The organism is Rhizobium sp. A37_96 (assembly GCF_053521765.1).
Genome location: NZ_JBNWDS010000010.1, coordinates 198,973 through 219,323, shown reverse-complemented (window position 1 = coordinate 219,323; position 20,351 = coordinate 198,973). Strand labels below are relative to the sequence as shown.

At 59.4% G+C, this 20,351-nt stretch carries 14 protein-coding genes; 6 read left to right on the top strand and 8 right to left on the bottom strand.

What is annotated here, in order from left to right; genetic code table 11:
• Positions 1-112: 112 nt before the first annotated feature.
• Positions 113-1,312: an MFS transporter gene (locus tag ACQZ6J_RS23140; protein WP_449085757.1), complete on the bottom strand. Its 1,200-nt coding sequence runs from the start codon at positions 1,310-1,312 to the stop codon at positions 113-115.
• Between the two features lie 254 nt (positions 1,313-1,566).
• On the opposite strand from ACQZ6J_RS23140, the gene ACQZ6J_RS23135 reads away from it, so the two are divergent.
• A complete protein-coding gene (locus ACQZ6J_RS23135) occupies positions 1,567-2,439 on the top strand; it encodes a DMT family transporter (protein WP_449085756.1) in 873 nt (290 codons plus the stop codon).
• Positions 2,440-2,856: 417 nt separating this feature from the next.
• Here ACQZ6J_RS23135 and ACQZ6J_RS23130 read toward each other — a convergent pair whose 3' ends face one another.
• Both ACQZ6J_RS23130 and ACQZ6J_RS23125 read right to left on the bottom strand, forming a co-directional pair.
• Entirely contained in the window at positions 2,857-3,315 is a 459-nt protein-coding gene (locus ACQZ6J_RS23130; RefSeq protein ID WP_449085755.1) for a hypothetical protein, read from the bottom strand.
• Entirely contained in the window at positions 3,312-5,660 is a 2,349-nt protein-coding gene (locus ACQZ6J_RS23125; protein ID WP_449085754.1) for a phosphorylase family protein, read from the bottom strand. The genes ACQZ6J_RS23130 and ACQZ6J_RS23125 overlap by 4 nt, the downstream gene beginning before the upstream one ends.
• A gap of 472 nt (positions 5,661-6,132) precedes the next feature.
• On the opposite strand from ACQZ6J_RS23125, the gene ACQZ6J_RS23120 reads away from it, so the two are divergent.
• From ACQZ6J_RS23120 to ACQZ6J_RS23105, 4 genes are all read left to right on the top strand, one after another.
• On the top strand, positions 6,133-6,906 hold the full coding sequence (locus ACQZ6J_RS23120; protein ID WP_163987256.1) for an amino acid ABC transporter substrate-binding protein: 774 nt from the start codon (positions 6,133-6,135) through the stop codon (positions 6,904-6,906).
• 85 nt (positions 6,907-6,991) lie between these two features.
• Positions 6,992-7,672 carry an amino acid ABC transporter permease gene (locus ACQZ6J_RS23115; protein WP_163987257.1) on the top strand — a complete coding sequence of 227 codons (681 nt, stop codon included), beginning with the start codon at positions 6,992-6,994 and terminating at the stop codon, positions 7,670-7,672.
• The gene (locus ACQZ6J_RS23110) at positions 7,669-8,430 is read left to right on the top strand and encodes an amino acid ABC transporter ATP-binding protein (protein WP_449085753.1); all 762 of its coding nucleotides are present in this window, start codon (positions 7,669-7,671) and stop codon (positions 8,428-8,430) included. Before ACQZ6J_RS23115 ends, ACQZ6J_RS23110 begins: the two co-directional genes overlap by 4 nt.
• Positions 8,431-8,701: 271 nt before the next feature.
• On the top strand, positions 8,702-9,949 hold the full coding sequence (locus ACQZ6J_RS23105; protein ID WP_449085752.1) for an MFS transporter: 1,248 nt from the start codon (positions 8,702-8,704) through the stop codon (positions 9,947-9,949).
• Positions 9,950-9,968: 19 nt separating this feature from the next.
• Here the strand turns inward: ACQZ6J_RS23105 and ACQZ6J_RS23100 are convergent, their stop codons facing one another.
• From ACQZ6J_RS23100 to ACQZ6J_RS23090, 3 genes are all read right to left on the bottom strand, one after another.
• Positions 9,969-10,427 carry a GNAT family N-acetyltransferase gene (locus ACQZ6J_RS23100; RefSeq protein ID WP_449085751.1) on the bottom strand — a complete coding sequence of 153 codons (459 nt, stop codon included), beginning with the start codon at positions 10,425-10,427 and terminating at the stop codon, positions 9,969-9,971.
• 101 nt (positions 10,428-10,528) lie between these two features.
• On the bottom strand, positions 10,529-13,990 hold the full coding sequence (gene pyc / locus ACQZ6J_RS23095) for a pyruvate carboxylase (protein WP_449085750.1): 3,462 nt from the start codon (positions 13,988-13,990) through the stop codon (positions 10,529-10,531).
• A 115-nt stretch (positions 13,991-14,105) separates the two neighbouring features.
• Positions 14,106-14,846 carry an autoinducer binding domain-containing protein gene (locus tag ACQZ6J_RS23090; protein ID WP_163987261.1) on the bottom strand — a complete coding sequence of 247 codons (741 nt, stop codon included), beginning with the start codon at positions 14,844-14,846 and terminating at the stop codon, positions 14,106-14,108.
• 384 nt (positions 14,847-15,230) lie between these two features.
• On the opposite strand from ACQZ6J_RS23090, the gene ACQZ6J_RS23085 reads away from it, so the two are divergent.
• On the top strand, positions 15,231-17,000 hold the full coding sequence (locus ACQZ6J_RS23085) for a glucan ABC transporter ATP-binding protein/ permease (protein WP_163987262.1): 1,770 nt from the start codon (positions 15,231-15,233) through the stop codon (positions 16,998-17,000).
• A 630-nt stretch (positions 17,001-17,630) separates the two neighbouring features.
• Here the strand turns inward: ACQZ6J_RS23085 and ACQZ6J_RS23080 are convergent.
• Both ACQZ6J_RS23080 and ACQZ6J_RS23075 read right to left on the bottom strand, forming a co-directional pair.
• A complete protein-coding gene (locus tag ACQZ6J_RS23080; RefSeq protein ID WP_449085749.1) occupies positions 17,631-18,722 on the bottom strand; it encodes a porin in 1,092 nt (363 codons plus the stop codon).
• A 344-nt stretch (positions 18,723-19,066) separates the two neighbouring features.
• Positions 19,067-20,281: an OpgC family protein gene (locus ACQZ6J_RS23075; RefSeq protein WP_449085748.1), complete on the bottom strand. Its 1,215-nt coding sequence runs from the start codon at positions 20,279-20,281 to the stop codon at positions 19,067-19,069.
• Between the last annotated feature and the right edge of the window lie 70 nt (positions 20,282-20,351).

Sequence of the window (20,351 nt, the reverse complement as noted above, 5' to 3'; positions counted from 1 at the left end):
GCCTTTGCAATTGGTGCCTTTCAGGTGGATCACGAAACGGTCGTTGTCAACCGCTCCGGACATCTCTTTTGATCGGACGGGATCTACCCGTTACCGAGCAAAAGCGACGAAATTAATGCTTGCTCTCGCCGATGCCATCAGCGTAGCGCGCCAGGGACGACAAGGCCAGCACGACAAGCAGCAGCACCGGCAACGCCGTCAGCACCGGCGAAAAGCCGACATGCTCGGCGGCAAAGCCGATGGCGGACGGCGCGACCAGCATGCCGGAATAGCCGAGCGTCGTGACGACCGAAATGCCGATACCGGGCTGCAGCCCGGGAATGTTGCCGGCGGCGGAAAAGGCGATCGGCACCATGTTGGAAATGCCGATGCCGCAGAGCGCGAAGCCGAGGATGGCGATCTCCGCATTCGGCGCCAAAGCTGCCGTCAGCATGCCGACGATGGCAAAGACCGTGCAGACGCGCAGCGTGCGCACGGCACCCAGCCAGTCGCGGACGAAATCGCCGGCAAAGCGCATCGTCGCCATGGTGGCCGAAAAGGCGGCGAAACCGAAGCCGGAGAGCGCCACCGATGCGCCCTTTTCCTGGCCGAGATAGAGCGCGCTCCAATCCAGCACCGCGCCTTCCGGCACCATGCAGAACAGCGCGACGATGCCGAGCAGCCAGGGCAGCGGGATCATCGGCAGCTTTGCCTTCGGCTTGGCCTCGTCGGGATGCGGCTGATCGCCCAGAACCATCGGCCAGGCGACGACCAGAAAAAGAACGGCGAGAACGGTCGACGCCTCGGCATGGCCGAGAACGCCCCAGCGCGAGATCAGCAGCCCGCCGATCGCCGAGCCCAGCAGGCCGCCCAGGCTCCAGAAGGCATGGCAGGAAGACATGATCGCCCGGCGCATGGATTTTTCGACCGAAACGGCATTGGCGTTCATCGCCACGTCCATGGCGCCGATGAAGCCGCCGAAGAGGAACAATACAACGGCCGCGGTCCACACGTTCGGCGCCAGCGTAAGGGCGAGAATCATCGGCAGCAGCAGCACCGCAAAACAGCGCACCACGATGCGCGAGCCGCGCACGGCGATCTGCGCGCCGGCAAGCGGCATCATCACGAGCGACCCGACGCCGAAAACGAGGATCATCAGGCCGAGCTCGAATTTCGTGAGGTGCAGGCGCTCGGCGAACTCCGGAATTTTCGGCGCCCAGCAGCCGACCATGAAGCCGTTGAGCAAGAACAGCAGAGATACGGCCGCGCGCGGTTTTGTGAAAAATCCGCTCCTTCGCGCCTCAAGACCCTCCATTCTCGTCATCTCGTCCATGAAAATTCCTCCAAATCAGCACCGCAGTCTATTTAAATCGATTGAAATCTCAACGATCGAAAAGAGCGGAAACAGTCACATTTCGTCTCTGTCTGTTAAAGCGGAGGCAAAGACGCCACAACCCCGAATAAATAATTCGTGACCGTACGGCATCGGCAAAAACCGCTATTGACGGCGAAAAAGTAGGCTCCTATCCGTTGAGACTTGAAAGATTATTCGGCCGGCCCGCGTCGGGGCCATCCTCTGGTGCTCCCGTGAAAAATTCCATCAGCTATGGCATCCTGCTTACGGTGTTTGCCTACATGCTGTTCACCGCCCACGATTCGGCGGTGAAGCTGCTCGTCGCCTCCATTTCCGTCTGGCAGGTCCTGTTCATACGAAGCTGCACCATCCTTGCCGGCTGCTTCGTCTTCGAAGGACCCTCGCTCGTCCACAAGGTGGCGCGCTCGCCGATCCTCAAGCCGATGATCGTGCGCAGCATCATCATCCTGATCGCGTGGATTTCCTATTATTCGGCAGCCTCCTACCTGCAGCTCGCCGAAGTGACGACGCTCTACTACGCGGCGCCGATCGTCGGCACGATCCTTGCGACCATCGTATTGCGCGAAAAGGTCACCTTCGCCCGCTGGATGGCCGTCGGCGTCGGCTTCTGCGGCGTCGTGATCGCCTCCAATCCGGTGGGCCTGTCGATCTCCTGGCCGGTTTACCTGGCGCTGCAAGCCGCCGTCCTCTGGGCAAGCGGCATGGTGCTCCTGCGCAAGACAGCGCTGCACGAGAAGAGCCATATCCAGATGGCCGTCTCCAACATCATGTTCATCATCCTGACCGCCGGCATGGCGATTGCCCACTGGCAGACGCCGACGCTCTTCCAGATCGTGCTGCTTGCCCTGACCGGCATCATCGCCGGCGCCGGCCAGCTCGCTCTCTTCGAAGGCATGCGCCAGGCCCCGGTCTCCGTATTGGCGCCGTTCGAATATACCTCGCTCGTCTGGGCCTTCCTGCTCGGCTACCTGATCTGGGGCGACATCCCCGGCGCCAACACCTTCATCGGCGCCATCCTGATCCTCAGCGCCGGGTTCATCATCATTATCAGCGAACGGATGAAGCGACGCGCCGCGGCGGCTTGAGGCAGAGCGCTGGACGGTGGTTGTCGGTCGCGTTACGTGCCGTCGTTATCGATTAGCCGTGCGCGCGGTTCGATAGCAATTTCCGTCCCGGTCGAACGGCAACTTCGCGCCAAAAAAGTGGGCATCCTTCCAAGCGTTCATGAATGTCGAGTCTCAACCTTCTTTGCGGACAAAAGGGCAAGCGCTGCCGTTTCACCTGAATCAGACATTCCAATCCGCGTAGGTGAGCGCGGCTTCGTGACAAAAGCAGTCACTTCCGTTTACGGCGATTGACCAACTCCGATAACAAAATCGGCCCAGTGCTGTTAGGGGCGAAAAATCAGGATAACACCATTTCCTGCAGCCACGCGGACGGTGGCATCGCCGCGAAGTCCCTATCAAATAGCCAATCTACCTTCTTGACGTTGGCGCTTGAGATCACGGCAACGTCCCTACTATTATCGGAGCCAGAAAGACCTTCCAGGCCCCGTATCCGGCAATAATAATGCCTGCAACGAAAGCCACCGCAAATGTCAGGAGATATGCTGATTTATATCGAACTTCGCCGGACTTACGTTCCGCAGCAAGGAGCGGAGGGCATAATGATGCCTCCAATCCGAGCTCGTGCCAAAAATAAATATAAGTGCGCTCCCCAATTTCGACCAAAGTTCGCGAACGCTTATCAAGCATCCAAAATAATATGGAAAAGAAAGCCATCAGCACACCAAGGGGCATAAGTGGTATAAAGATTTTATACTGCAATAAGAATCCGGAGCAAGAAATCACTCCCGCACAGACGAGAAAGAACATCTTGAACACGTCCTGCCGCTGACTGGCGTGATATTCAAACCAATGACTGGCGTACTCTAGTCCGATTTGGCTTGGAGAAGTGCTCATAGAGACGCCTCCGGAAGCGGCGTCTTCCTGATGAGCTGAAGAGCGAAATGTGCAGAAGCCTCGCAACATTTATAGCGAACCGCATCGCTTTTCGATGAATCCCCAAAATCACTAACAGCTTTGATAACGAGAAAATCGGTTCTCCCTGTACTGTAAAGGGCTCCAACTGCTCCAGCTGCTTCCATTTCCACCCCAATTACGGGCCATGTTTTCCAAAGCTGCTCAAAAGACTTGTCGTCAGCAAAGACAATGGGTCCCGACGCAAGATTTCCGGATCTAACAGCCCCGATCTCTTGTGGTAAATAAGATGGCGGCCATTTGTAGGACTTGAAACGCTTGGCCGCATTATTGAGCCAAGGGCTTGTTGGGAACGCCGTGGGTCGATTCTCGACCCCATCATTAGTAAATTTTGCCAAAGAATAATCGATAACCTGATCGGCTATTATGATGTCACCAAGGTTGACTTTACCTTTCCGACCCGCGCAGATTCCAATTAGTATATAGTTTTTAACTTTAAATCTTTGGTTTATATGATGTACTAGGTTTTGGACGGATGAGGAGCCCACCTTTTCCGGGGTACACAAAAGTATTTTTGCGATACGGCCTGCCTTAGAAACGGCAACGGAAGCTGCATAAAGTGTGAAAGGCGAGTTTGCCGTAGAGGGTAGTTGTCGGACTTTTGATTTAGGCAATGCGCGCATAAAAGCTTCCAGTTCCTCATCAAGCGCGGCGAGGATTGCAAAATCATACTCGGAGCTTTCGTTCGGCAGCGTTACCTTCTTTTTGGTAGCAGCCACAGAAGGAGTGGAATCGTCCATAACGCTGCGAGCTTCTTTGTGAGCGAGGTAGTGTTTCAAAAATGGCATAGAAAGTGTCGGTGGATGTCCGGTAACAAGTCCGTAACCCCTAAGATGATTTGCGAGATCTGGATTGTCCATCTCCATGGATTCATAGAAATCTACTTCGCCATGAGATAACATTCGTAACATGTCATACTCGTCAGGATAAAAATCCTTCAATGTTTGCAAAACGTAACTTGCCCAATAATGTAGTTGCGGACGAGCAGTTCTTATCTGATCGGTCGCGGTATCTACATCGATTGTGAACGGCCAAGAAACTCTCTCTCGTTGAAGCTTGTTGAAAAGCTCGGAACAGAACTGCCGCATAAGGAGGGGATGTCCGCCATACTCGCGGTGAATCTGAGCCATTGCTTCCGGTTTAAACATTATGCCCATATAAAGCCCCAGCCTAGAAACCATGAGGCTGGCCTCTTCTAGAGTGAACATAGGAACGCTCAGGATACTCATGCCATTGAAAACGGGATTGGGTACACCATTCAAATGGGCAGACTCGAGTGCACGCGCGTTAATGCCGCAAACAACTATCGAGAACTTCGTAATTTCGCGGGTAAGCGCACGAAGGTGATCCATCAAGAAGAAGTAGTCTGAGTTCCAGTGTGGCGCTTTCGCCGTACCTGGGACGATGTGTTCGATCTCATCAAAGGCAATCACCAGGTTTTGACCTACGTTGGCATTGAGAAATTTTTGGACAGTAGTTTTAAATAGACTTGAGGCATTGTGTTCGTCGAAACGCTCCCGAATGGCGTTCGGATCAATCAATGCCGCAAGTTGAGATAAAACGATATACCATCGCGCCTGGGCACGCGCCGGATCATCCAGAGAGTAGAGTAGAATTTTTCCAATTTTTCTGTCGCGAAACGATCTCTCTAGGGAAAAAAGGATTGATGTCTTCCCTACACGACGAAGTCCAAACAGCCCTATATTTTGCCCTTCGCGCGTAGCGCCAAGCGCTTGCGTCAGCAGCCGCTGTCTTCCAAAAAACATCTGATCCGATTTGATAGGATCAGTATTATCATAGTAATTTTTAATTCCGATTGAATTGAAAAGCGTGTGCTTTACGTGGGCAGAGCGACCAGAACTATTAATAGAAAAAGGGACATAAATAAAGGATTCTGTGGCAAACATGGTGAGGTAGTCTGTAGCCGCCACCGCATTTTTTCCAGATGAGGCAATAAAAACAAATCTTGGATCTAAATTGCTTTTAGCTTGTTTGTGCGATTTGTATTCTCTAGAGACGATATCGTTTAGATCGATTTTAAGATACGATTCGACAAAATATATAGCGAGTATGGGCTGAGATAACCCAAACATAATTTCAATTTCTTTCTTCGGTTTAAGAACACATACAGCAAACAGGCTTTTGTTCGCCACCGGAGCTTTCAGAAATTCGATTTCAAAATCAGTTACAAACGTTAGAGCGAAATTTTTTAGGCCGACAAGTGATGAAAGTGAATCAGCCGTGATTCCAGTTACAAGTGATGACATCAATCCCCCTATTATTTCCGCGTAACGTATAACGGAGATGGTATTTTGCAACCGAATTTCGGCCCGAGATTGTTGCAATCGTCGTAGCTGACCAGCGACAAGGAACGTACGCTTCTTGGAAAGATGCACCTGTCACCCATGCGCAGCGCCAACCTCACATTTATATCTGGCTACGCAGAGTCGGTTCCTGACGGAAATTAATATCTCGAAGCAGTGGATTGGGTTACACGAGCACTCTGCTCGTCCGCTTCGGGCCGAAAGCGCAAGTGTCGTTGGTTTGCGAACACAGCGAAGTACAGCGGCGGCGCCCGCTGCGGTCTTGTCTTCATGCCAAAATCACCGCCCCTTCCATTCTTTGAGAAAAATATTCGCAATTGCCTTTTTTTCTCGCAGTTTTCTACGCTTCCGCGATCCAATTTTTCTGCGATGTATGCGACATTGAATGAAACCGCTCCAGGAACGGAAGAAAACGATGAACTGGTTGAAGACTGCCGCTGCTGCCGCGCTCGTACAGGCCGCGCTCCTCCTGCCCGCCCATGCCGGCGATAACCTCAAGGCGATCCAGGCCGCCGGCGTGCTGAAGGTCGGCACGGAAGGCACCTATGCGCCGTTCACCTATCATGACGAGAGCAACAAGCTCACCGGCTTCGACGTCGAGATCGCCGAGGCGATCGCCGCCAAGCTCGGCGTCAAGGCGCAGTTCCTGGAAGGCAAGTGGGACGGCCTGATCGCCGGTCTCGACGCCAACCGCTACGACACCGTCATCAACGAAGTCGGCATCACCGACGCCCGCAAGCAGAAATATGATTTCTCCGATCCCTACATCGCCTCCAAGGCCGTGCTGATCGTCAAGGAAAACAACACCGACATCAAGGATTTCCCCGATCTCAAGGGCAAGAAATCCGCACAGTCGCTGACCAGCAACTTCGGCAAGCTCGCCGAGAAGTCTGGCGCCGAGCTCGTCGGCACCGATGGCTTCGACCAGTCGATCCAGCTCGTGCTGACCGGCCGCGCCGATGCCACCATCAACGACAGCCTCTCCTTCCTCGACTTCAAGAAGCACAAGCCCGATGCCCCGGTGAAGATCGTCGCCCAGGAAGCCAATGCCGATTATTCCGCCGTCATCATCCGCAAGGGCGAGCCGGAACTGCTGGCCGCCGTCAACAAGGCGCTGGCCGATATCAAGGCCGACGGCACCTATGACAAGATCTCCAAGAAATATTTCGGACAGGATGTTTCGAAGTAAGAAGGCATAGGCAGAAACGTCAATTTGTGAAAAAGATGCGTCCGGGGTCACTTCCGGACGCATTCTCTTATGGAAAGGCTTCTCCTTGGAGCATTGGTTGCAACTGATGTGGGAGTCACTGGGCACGCTGCTTTGGGCAGGGCTCGTCTTCACCATCCCGCTTACCTTGATTACCTTCGTCCTCGGCCTGTTGCTCGGCCTGCTCACCGCCGTCACGCGCCTGTTCGGGCCGCGGCCGCTGGTGGCCGTTGCGCGCTTCTATGTCTGGGTGATCCGCGGCACGCCGCTGCTGGTGCAGCTCTTCGTCATCTTCTACGGCCTGCCGAGCCTCGGCATCTTGCTGGATGCCTTCCCGGCCGCCGTCATCGGCTTCACGCTCAGCGTCGGCGCCTACACCTCCGAGATCATCCGGGCCGTCATCTCCTCCGTGCCGAAGGGCCAGTGGGAGGCCGCCTATTCGATCGGCATGAACTGGCGCCAGGCCATGAGCCGCACCATCCTGCCGCAGGCGGCGCGCGTGGCCGTGCCGCCGCTGTCGAACACCTTCATCTCGCTCGTCAAGGACACCTCGCTTGCCGCCGCCATCACCGTGCCGGAGCTGTTCCAGGCGGCGCAGCGCATCGTGGCGACGACCTACGAGCCGCTGATCCTCTATATCGAAGCCGCCATCATCTATCTCGTGCTCAGCACGTTCCTTTCAACGCTGCAGGGCTACCTCGAACGCCATTTCGCTCGCTCCGGCGGTACGCTGGAGGCACAGACATGATCGAGCTGTCGCATATCGAAAAACGCTTCGGCGACAATGTCATCCTCAAGGATATCAGCCTCCTCATTCCGGAGGGCACGGTGACAGCGCTTGTGGGACCTTCAGGCGGCGGCAAGAGCACGCTTTTGCGCTGCATCAACCTGCTGGAGATCCCGACCGCCGGAACGATCAGCATCGGCGGCGAGACGGCCACCTTCCAGCCGGGCAAGAAGCCGACCTGGCAGGACATCCAGAAGATCCGCCGCCAGACGGGCATGGTCTTCCAGAATTTCCAGCTCTTCCCGCATCAGACCGCCATCGGCAACGTCATGGAAGGGCTGACGACCGTGCTGCGCTGGCCGCAAGACAAAGCCCGCGCCCGTGCCGTCGAACTGCTGACCAAGGTCGGCATGGCGCACAAGATGGATGCCTGGCCCTCGACGCTGTCAGGCGGCCAGCAGCAGCGCGTCGCCATCGCCCGGGCGCTCGCGCCCTCGCCGCGCGTGCTGCTCTGCGACGAACCGACCTCGGCGCTCGATCCGGAACTGGCGGCCGAAGTGGTCGATGTCCTCGGCAAGCTTGCCAACGAAGGCACGACCATGGTCATGGCGACGCACGACCTGCGCCTTGCCTCGAAGATCGCCAACAATGTGGTGTTCCTCGAGGCCGGCAACATCGTCGAAACCGGCTCCTCGCGCAGCATCTTCGGCTCTCCGGCGCAGGAGCGGACAAGGCAGTTCATCTCGACGCTGAATGCCGGCCATAGCTACGACATATAAGAGGCCCTGCGCCTAAAGCGCAGACAAGCCCGTTTGCCCTGCCGGCGGACCGCGCATTGACGATGCGCGGCTTTCCGTTTAGCTCTTATGCCATGAACACGGCTTTGGTTCTCGCAGTGGTAGGAAGGCGCATGGGCAGGATGGTGTAACCATCCGGCGAAAGCACCCATGCGCGGTAAGCAGGCTCCTGACGGGGCCTTTTTTATTGCCCTCATTCCGGGCGGCACCCGTCAGATCTCCCTCGACTTCCCACCACACGACGGACAAGGCCATGACGCGCACCGAAAGCCGCATCGAACGTTCAACCACGCAAGCAATCGAAGACCCGACGACAGGGACAGCGGCCCGACAACCGCGGCTGGCGACCCTCATCCTGCTTTCTGCCGTTGCCGTGCTGCCGGTCAACATGATCCTGCCGTCGCTGCCGAAGATCGCCGCGGCATTTCACGCCGATTTCGCCCTTGTGAACCTGTCGGTCGCCGGTTTTTCCATCGTCACCGCGTTTCTGGAGGCGATCGGCGGCGCGATATCGGACCGGTTCGGCCGCAGGCCGGTCGTCCTGACGGCGCTCTCCATCTTCATCGTCGCATCGATCGGCTGCGTTCTCGCGCCCGATATCGGCACCTTCCTCGTCTTTCGCTCGATGCAGGCGTGCATCGGGCCGTGCTATTCCGTCGCTCTCGTCGTCATCAAGGAAACATCGGGGGAACGCGAAGCCGCGAGCAAATTCGGCTATCTCGCCATGGGATGGGCGCTCGCGCCCATGGTCGGCCCGCTGTTCGGCGGGACGTTGGACGAGCTTTTCGGCTGGCGCGCAAGCTTTGTCGTGCTTGCGGTCCTCGGCATTGCCGCCTTCGCTCTGTCCATGCGCGAATTGAAGGGATCGAGAGCGCCGTCGCCGCGGACGGGCAGGAACTACCTTGCCTCCTATCGGCTGCTTTTGTGTTCGCCGCGATTCTGGGCCTATGCCCTTTGCATGGCCTGCTCCATGGGAGTGCTCTACATTTTCCTGGGAGGAGCGCCGCTCACTGTCGGCGATGCGCTCGGCGGCTCGAGCGCCAGGCTTGGCTTCTACATGGGCCTGGTTCCCGCCGGCTTCATCCTGGGCAGTTACCTGGCCGGCCGCTACGGCGCGCGGATCCCGCTCGGCAGGATACTGGTCGTCGCGCGGCTTCTGACCTGCATCGGGCTCGCCTTCGGCCTCGCCCTGTCGCTATCGGGCATGACGCAGATACTGGCACTCTTCGGCCCCTGCATCTTCGTCGGTCTCGGCAACGGCCTGACCATGCCGGCCGCCAACAGCGGCGCGATGTCGGTACGGTCGGATCTCGTCGGCACGGCCGCGGGACTCGCCGCTGCCCTTCGAATCGCGGGCGGCGCGCTCATCGGCTCCATCGCAGGGCTGTTCCTTGCACGGTCGGCAACGATCCACACGCTGTTCGTCCTGATGCTGGTATCGGCGATGCTCGCACTGCTGGCGGCGCTTTGGGCCGCCGTTATCGAGAGGCGGGCATGCTGAGAGGGAGGCTTTCGCGCTGTTATTCGATACGCTTGCTCATGTGGACGAGAAAACCGTCCTTGAGCGGTTCTTCGCGATCGATCGCATAGCCATTCCTCAGATAAAGCTGCACATTCTCGGCAAAGCGCTTGTTCGTGTAGAGCCGAAGGTCCTTGACACCGAGCGAGGCGGCAACCTGCTCGGCATGGACAAGCAACTTCCTGCCGATGCCCTGGCCCTGATGCCGAGGCGATACGGCAATATTCTCGATCAACAGGTGGTCCGCGCCCGGCACCATCTCGATCAGCGCCACAAGCTCGCCTTCGGCCTCCACGAGGTCGATGCGATGCTTACGCACGGCCTCGGCATAGTCCGCCATCATCGGCAGCGGTTCGCGACCGATAAGGGGCACCCATTTACCGTAGGCCTCGCGCGTCAAGGCACGAATGCCGTCGACATCGGCATTGGTCGCCGCGCGCAGGGAAACCGCTCCCGCCACCTCTCCACCTCCATGGATCCGGCCTTGGCCGCGGCCCGACGTAAAAAAAGCGGAAGCTTTCCATTGGCGGCCAGCTTCGCCGGCCGCCTCTCGCATCTCAATTACGCGCCATAGACGACGAGCAGATCCTTGGCATCGATCTGATCGCCGGCGCGCACGAGCACTTCGGAGATCGTGCCGTCCTTTTCGGCGTGCAGCGCGGTCTCCATCTTCATCGCCTCGATCGAAACCAGCACGTCGCCGGCCTTGATCGCCTGGCCGGGCGAGATGAAGACCGTGGAGATGACGCCCGGCATCGGCGCGCCGACATGGGCGACATTGCCGCTCTCGGCCTTGCGGCGCACCGCGCTGCCGGAAGCGCCATGGGCACGATCCGGCACCTTGATGCGGCGCGGCTGGCCGTTGAGTTCGAAGAACACCGTCACCATGCCCTTGTCGTCGGTCGCCGTCATCGCCTGGTTGACGATGACGAGCGTCTTGCCCTTCTCGATTTCGGCAAACAGCTCGTCGCCTTCCTTCAGCCCGTAGAAGTAGGCCGGCGTCGGCAGCACCGAGACGGGGCCGTAGGTGTCGGCCGCCAGCGCATAGTCGGTGAAAACCTTCGGATACATCAGGTAGGAGGCGAATTCGAAATCGTCGACCTGGCGCTCCAGCTTGGTCTCGATCGCCTTGCGCTCGGCATCGAGATCGGCCTCGGCCAGCAGCGAGCCGGGACGGACGGTGTAGGGCTTGTCGCCCTTCAGAGCCTTCTTCTGCAGGGCTTGCGGCCACCCGGCGGGCGGCTGGCCGAGATCGCCCTTCAGCATGGAGACGACCGAGTCCGGGAAGGCGATGTCCCTGGCCGGGTTCTCGACGTCGGCAACGGTCAGATCCTGGCTCACCATCATCAGCGCCATGTCGCCGACGACCTTGGAGGACGGCGTCACCTTGACGATATCGCCGAACATCTGGTTGGCATCGGCATAGGCCTGCGCCACCTGATGCCAGCGGGTCTCAAGCCCGAGCGAACGGGCCTGTTCCTTGAGATTGGTGAACTGGCCGCCCGGCATTTCATGCAGGTAGACTTCCGAAGCCGGTCCCTTGAGATCGCTTTCGAAGGCGGCGTACTGGTGGCGGACCGCTTCCCAGTAGAAGGAGATGCGGCGGATCCATTCGGGATCGAGGCCCGGATCGCGCTCCGAGCCCTTCAGCGCCTCGACGATCGAGCCCAGGCATGGCTGCGAGGTATTGCCCGACAGCGCATCCATCGCCGCATCGACCGCGTCGACACCGGCATCGACTGCGGCCAGTACCGTGGCGGCCGCAATGCCTGACGTGTCATGCGTGTGGAAGTGGATCGGCAGGCCCGTCGCCTCGCGCAGCGCCTTGAACAGCACCTTGGCCGCGGCCGGCTTCAGCAGCCCGGCCATGTCCTTCAGCGCGATGATATGGGCACCGGCCTTTTCCAGCTCGACGGCAAGATTGGTATAATATTTCAGATCGTATTTCGGGCGGGCGGAGTTGAGGATATCGCCCGTGTAGCAGATCGCCGCCTCGCAGAGCTTGTTCTCCTCGGCGACGGCATCCATCGACACGCGCATGTTCTCGACCCAGTTCAGGCAGTCGAAGACGCGGAACAGATCGACGCCGCCCTTGGCCGCCTGGCGGACGAAGTATTTCACGACGTTGTCGGGATAGTTGGTGTAGCCGACGCCGTTGGCGCCGCGCAAAAGCATCTGCAGCAAAAGGTTCGGCGCGGCTTCGCGGATCAGCGACAGGCGCTCCCACGGGTCTTCGGTGAGGAAGCGCATGGACACGTCGAAGGTAGCGCCGCCCCAGCATTCCAGCGACAGAAGCTGCGGCAGGGCGCGCGCATAGGTGCCGGCCACGCCGGCGATGTCGTGGGTACGCATGCGGGTCGCGAGCAGCGATTGATGCCCGTCGCGCATCGTCGTGTCGGTCATCAGGACGCGCTTCTCGCCGCGCATCCACTCGGCGAATTTCTGCGGACCGAGCTTGTCCAGCAATTGCTTGGTGCCGTCCGGAATGGCGCTGTCGATATAGGGCAGCACAGGGTTGGCGGCCTTGGGCGAGGGCGCGGGACGGCCGCGGGTCTCCGGGTGGCCGTTGACGGTGACATCGGCGAGATAGGTTAGCAGCTTGGTGGCGCGGTCCTGGCGCTTGACCTGCTGGAACAGTTCCGGCGTCGTATCGATAAACCGCGTCGTGTAGCTGTTGTCGCGGAATTTCGGGTGGGTGATGATCGCTTCGAGGAAGGTCAGGTTCGTCGCGACGCCGCGGATGCGGAATTCGCGCAGGGCGCGATACATGCGGGCGATCGCCTCCTGCGGGTTCGGCGCCCAGGCCGTCACCTTCACCAGCAGCGGATCGTAGTAACGGGTGATGATCGCACCGCTGTAGGAGGTGCCGCCGTCGAGACGGATGCCGAAACCGGAAGCCGAGCGATAGGCGGTGATGCGGCCATAGTCGGGGATGAAATTGTGTTCCGGATCCTCGGTGGTCACGCGGCACTGCAGGGCATGGCCGTTGAGACGGATGTCCTCCTGCTTCGGAACGCCCGATTCCGGCGTGCCGATGGCAAAGCCGTCGAGGATATGGATCTGCGCCTTGACGATATCGATGCCGGTGACGACTTCCGTCACCGTATGCTCGACCTGGATGCGCGGATTGACCTCGATGAAGTAGAATTTGCCGGTGTCGGCATCCATCAGATATTCGACGGTGCCGGCGCCGACATAGTTCGTCGCCTTGGCGATCTTCAGCGAATAGGCGGCCAGTTCCTGGCGCTGCGCCTCGCTGAGATAGGGCGCGGGCGCGCGCTCGACGACCTTCTGGTTACGGCGCTGAACCGAACAGTCGCGCTCAAAGAGATGAACGACATTGCCGTGCGTGTCGCCGAGGACCTGGCTTTCGACGTGGCGGGCGCGCTCGACCAGCTTTTCGAGATAGACTTCGTCCTTGCCGAAGGCGGCTTTCGCCTCGCGCTTGGCTTCCGTCACTTCCTTGGCGAGATCAGCCTCGGAGCGGATGGCGCGCATGCCGCGGCCGCCGCCGCCCCAGGAGGCCTTGAGCATGACCGGATAGCCGATTTCCTCGGCCATGCGGGCAACTTCCGCCATATCGTCCGGCAGCGGCTCGGTTGCCGGCACGACGGGCACGCCGACCGAGATCGCCAGATTGCGCGCCGCGACCTTGTTGCCGAGCTGGCGCATCGTGTCGGCCCTCGGGCCGATGAAGATGATGCCGGCGGCATCGCAGGCATCGACGAATTCCGGGCTTTCCGACAGCAGGCCGTAGCCCGGATGGATGGCATCGGCACCGGAGAGCTTGGCGACGCGGATGATCTCTTCGATCGACAGATAGCTCTCGATCGGCCCGAGATCGCGGGCAAGGTGCGGCCCGCGGCCGACCTGATAGCTCTCGTCCGCCTTGAAGCGATGCAGCGCCAGTTTGTCTTCCTCGGCCCAGATGGCGACCGTTTTTATCCCAAGCTCGTTAGCGGCGCGGAACACGCGGATAGCGATTTCGGAACGGTTGGCGACCAGGATCTTGGAAATAGGCAATGCGCTCTCCTCACGACATCGAAACGGGCAATGCTGCACCCGCGAAGAGAATTCTTAACTTCTTGTCACAGGAAGTTCAATTTCCCCAGGGCGTCGGACATCAAAATAGTTACCGCTACGGAATAAGTCCGTTTCTGAAAGCGATGGCAACGATGTGCTGCCGGTTCTTGGCCTTCAGCTTGTCCTGGATGCTGTTCATGTACCAGTCGACGGTATGATTGGAGATTGCCAGCAGCCGGCTGATCTCGATCGACGTCATGCCGTCGGCGAGATGGTTCAGCACCTCCATCTCGCGTTTCGTCAGCTTCACATCGGCTTTTCCGGGCTCCTCGAAGGATTGCGCCTCGTCGTTCAGCTCCAGAAGCCGCCAGAAGGCCTTTCTGGCAACCGCATCGAAGAGGGAAAGCTCCGTCGGCGAAAGATCGACCGCCTCGCCGCCGATCGTCATGCTTCCGAGCAGGCCGCTGCGCCCATGGATCGGAAAAATATAGCCATCGACAAGCCCGTTGGCGCGGGCATCCGCCATCATCTGTTCCATCCGCCGCTGGAGCGGGTCTGTCTTCAGCGCCGCGACGGCATCGCGCCAGCGAAAAGGGCGCTGCGCCCGGGTGGCATAGCGCGCGACCGGATCGACCAGCATGTACCGCTTGCGAACGTAGGTCAGCGGCCATTGATCCGGCCACCGTCCCGCCAGCATGAAGTTGGTGACATCGACATTCGGCCGCGTCTGTTTCAAGAGGCCGTAGAAATCGAACTTATAGGAACGGAGCACGAGCTCGAGCTCAGTGACGACATTCCTGGCAAGCTTGCACTCCTCGATGACCACAAGCAATTGTAATAGCGAATGGATATTCACATCTACCCCTCGGCTTTTCAGCCTGACTTATTGGCGGACGAGCATTGTAAACCATGCCCGCTCGGCCCCACAGCGCGCGCTCAATTGCCGGCAACATACTCGGGACGGTACAAAATTGAACGCCCTTAGAGAATTTTTTACCATTCACCCGCGAATGGCGATCTCTGCGTAGCTCGATTAAGAGCGGACAATGCCGCGGCAGGTTCGTCCTCAAATTGTCACATTTCTGCGGCGACCGATAGCACCCTCCTCGTCTCATCGCGCGCGCCGCGCGAAAAATTCCCTTAAGAAAACAGCTGTAGATTCCGTTAATCGCCGGTTCAGGTAGCAATCTGTAGCATCCGAGCATTCCGAAGTTTTGCTGATGCACAGAGGGTGCCAGACGTGTCGCTGTTCAAAGTCTATGCCAGAGCCCTGAAGTATCTTGGCGCGTATCGATACCGCGTATGGATGGTCGTGATCGCGAACATCGCGCTTGCGATGACCACCATCTACGAGCCGGTTCTGTTCGGTCGCATCTTCGACGCCATTGCCAAGAAGGACCCGGTCGCTCCGACCATGATGCTGTGGGCCGGCTTTGCCGTCTTCAGCGCCGTGGCCTTCATCGTGGTGTCGCGCGAGGCCGACCGCCTTGCGCATGGCCGGCGCGCATCCCTGCTCACCGAAGCATTCGGCCGCATCATTTCCATGCCGCTGTCCTGGCATAGCCAGCGCGGCACGGCCAGCGCGCTGAACACGCTACTGCGCGCCTGCGAAGCGCTGTTCGGCCTGTGGCTGGAGTTCATGCGCAACCACCTGTCGACCGCCGTCGCCCTCGTCATCATGATCCCGACCGCCATGGCCATGGACCTGCGCCTGTCCGCAGTCCTCATCCTGCTCGGCGTCTTCTACTGGTTCATCGGCCGTCTGGTCATGAGCCGCACGAAGGATGGCCAGACCTCGGTCGAAAGCCACTACAACACCGTCTTCTCGCATGTCAGCGACTCGATCAGCAACGTCTCGGTGCTGCACAGCTACAACCGCATCGAAGCGGAAACCAAGGCGCTGAAGTCGTTCACCGAGCGGCTGCTGGCTGCCCAGTACCCGGTTCTCGACTGGTGGGCCCTGGCCGGCGCCCTGAACCGCACGGCCTCGACCGTCGCGATGATGGCGATCCTGATGATCGGCACCGTCCTCGTTCAGGACGGCAGCCTGAGCCTTGGCGCGCTGATCACCTTCATCGCCTTTGCGAACGTGCTGATCGGCCGCCTGGAGCAACTGCGCAACTTCGCCAACCAAATTTTCGAGGCCCGCGCCAAGCTCGAGGACTTCTACACGCTGGAAGATTCAGTTCGCGACCGCGAAGAGCCGGCCGGCCTCGCCGAAATCAAGGACGTCAAGGGCGAAGTGGAATTCCGCGACGTATCCTTCGGCTTCGCCAACAGCTCGCAGGGCCTGCACGGCATCTCCTTCAAGGTGAAGGCAGGCCAGACCGTCGCCATCGTCGGCCCGACCGGCGCCGGCAAGACGACGCTGGTCAACCTGCTGCAACGTGTCTTCGACCCCCAGAAGGGCCAGATCCTCATCGACGGTCAGGACATCACCAAGGTCACGCGCAAGTCGCTGCGCCGCTACATCGCCACCGTCTTCCAGGACGCAGGCTTGCTGAACCGCTCGATCAGCGACAACATCCGCCTCGGCCGCGAAGGTGCGACCCAGGAAGAAATGATCCGTGCCGCCCAGGCCGCCGCCGCCAACGACTTCATCGAAAACCGTGAAAGCGGCTACGATACCCGCGTCGGCGAGCGTGGCAACAAGCTCTCGGGCGGCGAGCGCCAGCGCATCGCGATTGCCCGCGCCATCCTCAAGGATGCGCCGATCCTCGTGCTCGACGAGGCAACCAGCGCTCTCGACGTGGAAACGGAAAACCGGGTCAAGGCGGCAATCGACAACCTGCGCCAGAACCGCACGACCTTCATCATTGCGCACCGCCTGTCGACGGTACGCGAGGCCGATATCGTCCTCTTCCTCGACAACGGTCGCATCATCGAGAACGGCAGCTTCAACGAGCTCAGCCAGAGCAACGGCCGCTTCGCCGCCCTGCTGCGTGCCAGCGGCATCCTGACGGACGAGGAAGTCCGCAAGGCACACACGACGGAACACGAAGCCGCCTGATTTCGCAAGCGGCCCAAGATCGAAGCCGGGAGAGCACCGCTCTCCCGGCTTTTTGCTGCGTGGCTTCCTGCCTGACGGAGTTTGTCAGACAAGCGTGATGCCACCGCAGCCCCGTCTCTGGCTCCTCACCCAGACTCTTTACCCGCGAACGGCAAGGCTGCCGCATATGGGCCGGTCGATGCGGCATATACCTTCTCCCCTCGGGGAGAAGGTGGCCCGAAGGGTCGGATGAGGGGGGTGTTTGCCTCAGACCCATCAGCTTCGTGCCCTTGGCAGCCCCCTCATCCGCCTGCGGCACCTTCTCCCCGAGGGGGAGAAGGAGTTGCGCGGCAGCCATCCCGTCTCATAGGCGATAGCTCTGGCAGGTGCGGGGAGAGGGAGTTTACCGCGCAAAATCAGGACCTTTCTTTGCAGGTGCCGCAAGCACGGAACAGGTCCCCTCCCCCCGTTTCAACGGGGAGAGGGTTAGGGTGAGGGGCAATGCCCGGGAGGAATGCACCCGGAAAACACAGACGAACCAAAAACAAAGAAAGGCCCGGCGGGAAAACCGGGCCTTTCCGCTTTTCTGATCGGAGGTCAATTCGGCTGGATGCCACCAGGAGTTAACATCGGCACCCAACCGGGATCGGATCAGAATTTGCGCTCGAAGCGGAGTACGCCGGCCCACTGGTCGCGGTCGGCGGCATCCCAATTGGTGTAGGAAACTTCCGGCTCGACCAGCAGATCCTTGACCGGACGCCAGGCGACGTTGGCGGTGGCGGCGAAGATCTTCGAATCGGTATAGGCAACCTGGGCATTGGCCTGCAGCTTCGGGGTCAGCTGATAGCTGGCACCCGTCCAGAAGGCCCAGTCGCCCCAGCCGCAATCCTTGCCGTCGGTCGGGCAGGCGGCACGGTTGCTGTTCAGGTAGGAACCGGCATACTTGTTCAGCTTGTCGCCGTCCGTATTCCAGCCGCCCATCAGGAAGGCTTTGAATGCACCGAAATCGGCGTCGATACGGGCCTTGACGGCACCTTCCTCGACGACGCTGTCATAGCCGCCGATAACGCGGAGGGTCCAGGCACCCGTCTTGTAGCCGGCGCCGAGAACAACGTCCGGAGCATAATGGTCACCCTTGCCGGTACGCCATGCGCCGCCGTAGGAAGACGTATCGCCCGAGGAATTGGAATCTTCGAGCGAGATGACGGCCGTGAAGCCATTGCCGGCATCGTATTTGTAGGTGAGCTGGTTCAGTTCCTTGGGGCCGTCATAGATGACGTCGTCGTTGATGACGTTGCCGGCATAGCCCATGAAATAGTTGTATTGCGAGTCGGCCTTGCCGACGAGGAAGCCGCCGAGGCTGATATTGGCCCAGAGCAGCTTGGTGCTGGTGGTGTTGCCGTCGTTCCAGTCCCAGCGGATGACTGTGTTGGTCTTTAGCGGACCGTATTCGGTGTCGGTCGCCGTGTCGACGGCCAGCTCCGCGCGGGTGTGCCACAGCGTACCGTTCTTGCTGCGGGCATTGTAGGCATCGTACCATTCGCCCTCGGTACGGACGCGGCCGCCGACCTTGAGGCAGGTTTCCGTGCCGGGAATAAAGAAATAGCCGGCGCCATAGGCGTCGCAAATGCGAACATATTGAAGCGGTTCCGGCTCGGCAGCCACGATGGCGTCAGCCGCCTGCGCCCCCGTTGCGGCTGCCAGCGCGGCGGCCGAACCGAGAAGAAGACTTCTGATATTCATAGATTACTCCAATCCAGTATAGATTGGGCATGAGTTATCGCGCCGAGAATTCGACGTCCCTACCCCATTCCCCACTTTGACAATCCCCACGAAGGCGCGGCCATCCGTGCGGATGCGCCGGCGACGCGATGCTGGCGCTCCCCGAGCGCCGTCACATCGACCATATAGCAATTAAATTTTGCACAACAAGATTTTGGGCACTTTAATATCTGCCGCAACGCAGCGTGATTATTTCGCGTTGCAGAAAAATCACGTCACACTTCCTTCGCGAAAGTGTCACAATAGAAAATTCCAGGAAAATCAAATAATTGAGCCGCGGATCGGCGCGCGGCTCGATGGAAGGTTCAACGATGCCTGCCGATATGGAGGGGCAGAGTGATGCGCTCCGCCGTGGCCTTCTGCGCGCGCTGGCCGGCAAGCTGCAGCCGCTTGTGCTCCAGGTGATAGGCATAGAGAAACTGCGCGGCGATGCCGATGACGACATAGATCGCGCCGACGGTCGGGCTCTTGTTGGTCACATAGAGCAAGACCTGACCGGCCATGGCCAGGATCGTACCCGCGACGAAGATGCTCAGTGAATGCCGCCCGAGGATCGTCAGCGGATGGTTGGCCGAGCGGCGCAGCTGCTGCGACAGCGAGGGGATGCTGATGATCAGATAGGCGAGCGCCAGCACATGCAGCAGCCGCGGCAGCGACAGGAAGGTCTTGTCGAAACCGGTGACGACGGTGGGCAGGCCGAGCATGGCGAGGTAGTCGCCAAGGATCCAGAGCTTGTCGGTGACCCAAATGAAGGAGACCAGCACGTAGGCCGAAGCCAGCGCAATCAGCACCGGATGAACGGGAATGCGCCCGCCACGCTTGACATGCATGGTGCCGATGAAGCCGATGACGAACAGGAGCTGCCAGGAGAGCGGATTGAGGAACCAGAACCCCTCCAGCAGTGTCGTATGCGGCGCGATGTAGTAGATGCCGGATACCAGCCACACGCCGGCCGAAATCAGCAGCAGAAGCGGGGGGCTTTTCGCCTCCAGCGCCATGATCAGCGGCAGCATCAGGAAGAGGGCGCCGTACATCGGCAGAATGTTGTTGTAGCCGATCTGATGCCCGAGCGTCAGCAATGCGGGAATGCCGCGTGCCGGGTCCATCAGCAAAGCGAGGATGTTCACTTCGCAGAGCAGGCCCTTCTGGTGAAAGATCCATGCGCCGGAAATGAACAGCACCAGCGTCACGAAGGTCGTGATCATGTGTGCGTTGTAGAGGGTAAAGGCGCGTTTGACCGCCTTCAGCATCGTTGCCAGCCGGTTGCCGGGAAGAAATTTCGTACCGTAGGCGAGGCCGACGGAAATGCCGGAGATCAGGACGAACGCCTCGGCTCCATCGGAAAATCCGAAATTCTTCGAGGTAAACTGCTCGAAGATCTGGCCGGGCACATGATTGATGAAGATCATCAGCAAAGCGAGGGCCCTGAGGACATCCAGTCGGGTATCCCGCGGTGCCGCCGGCTTCGGCAAGCCCACCTGCTTCACCGTTGTCGGCTCGATTTTCGCCCTGGAGTTCATGAACATCTCCTGTTCCGACAATCAAATGCAGTCGGGGCCAAAGAGTTCCCTCTTGGCCCCGATCGCTGAC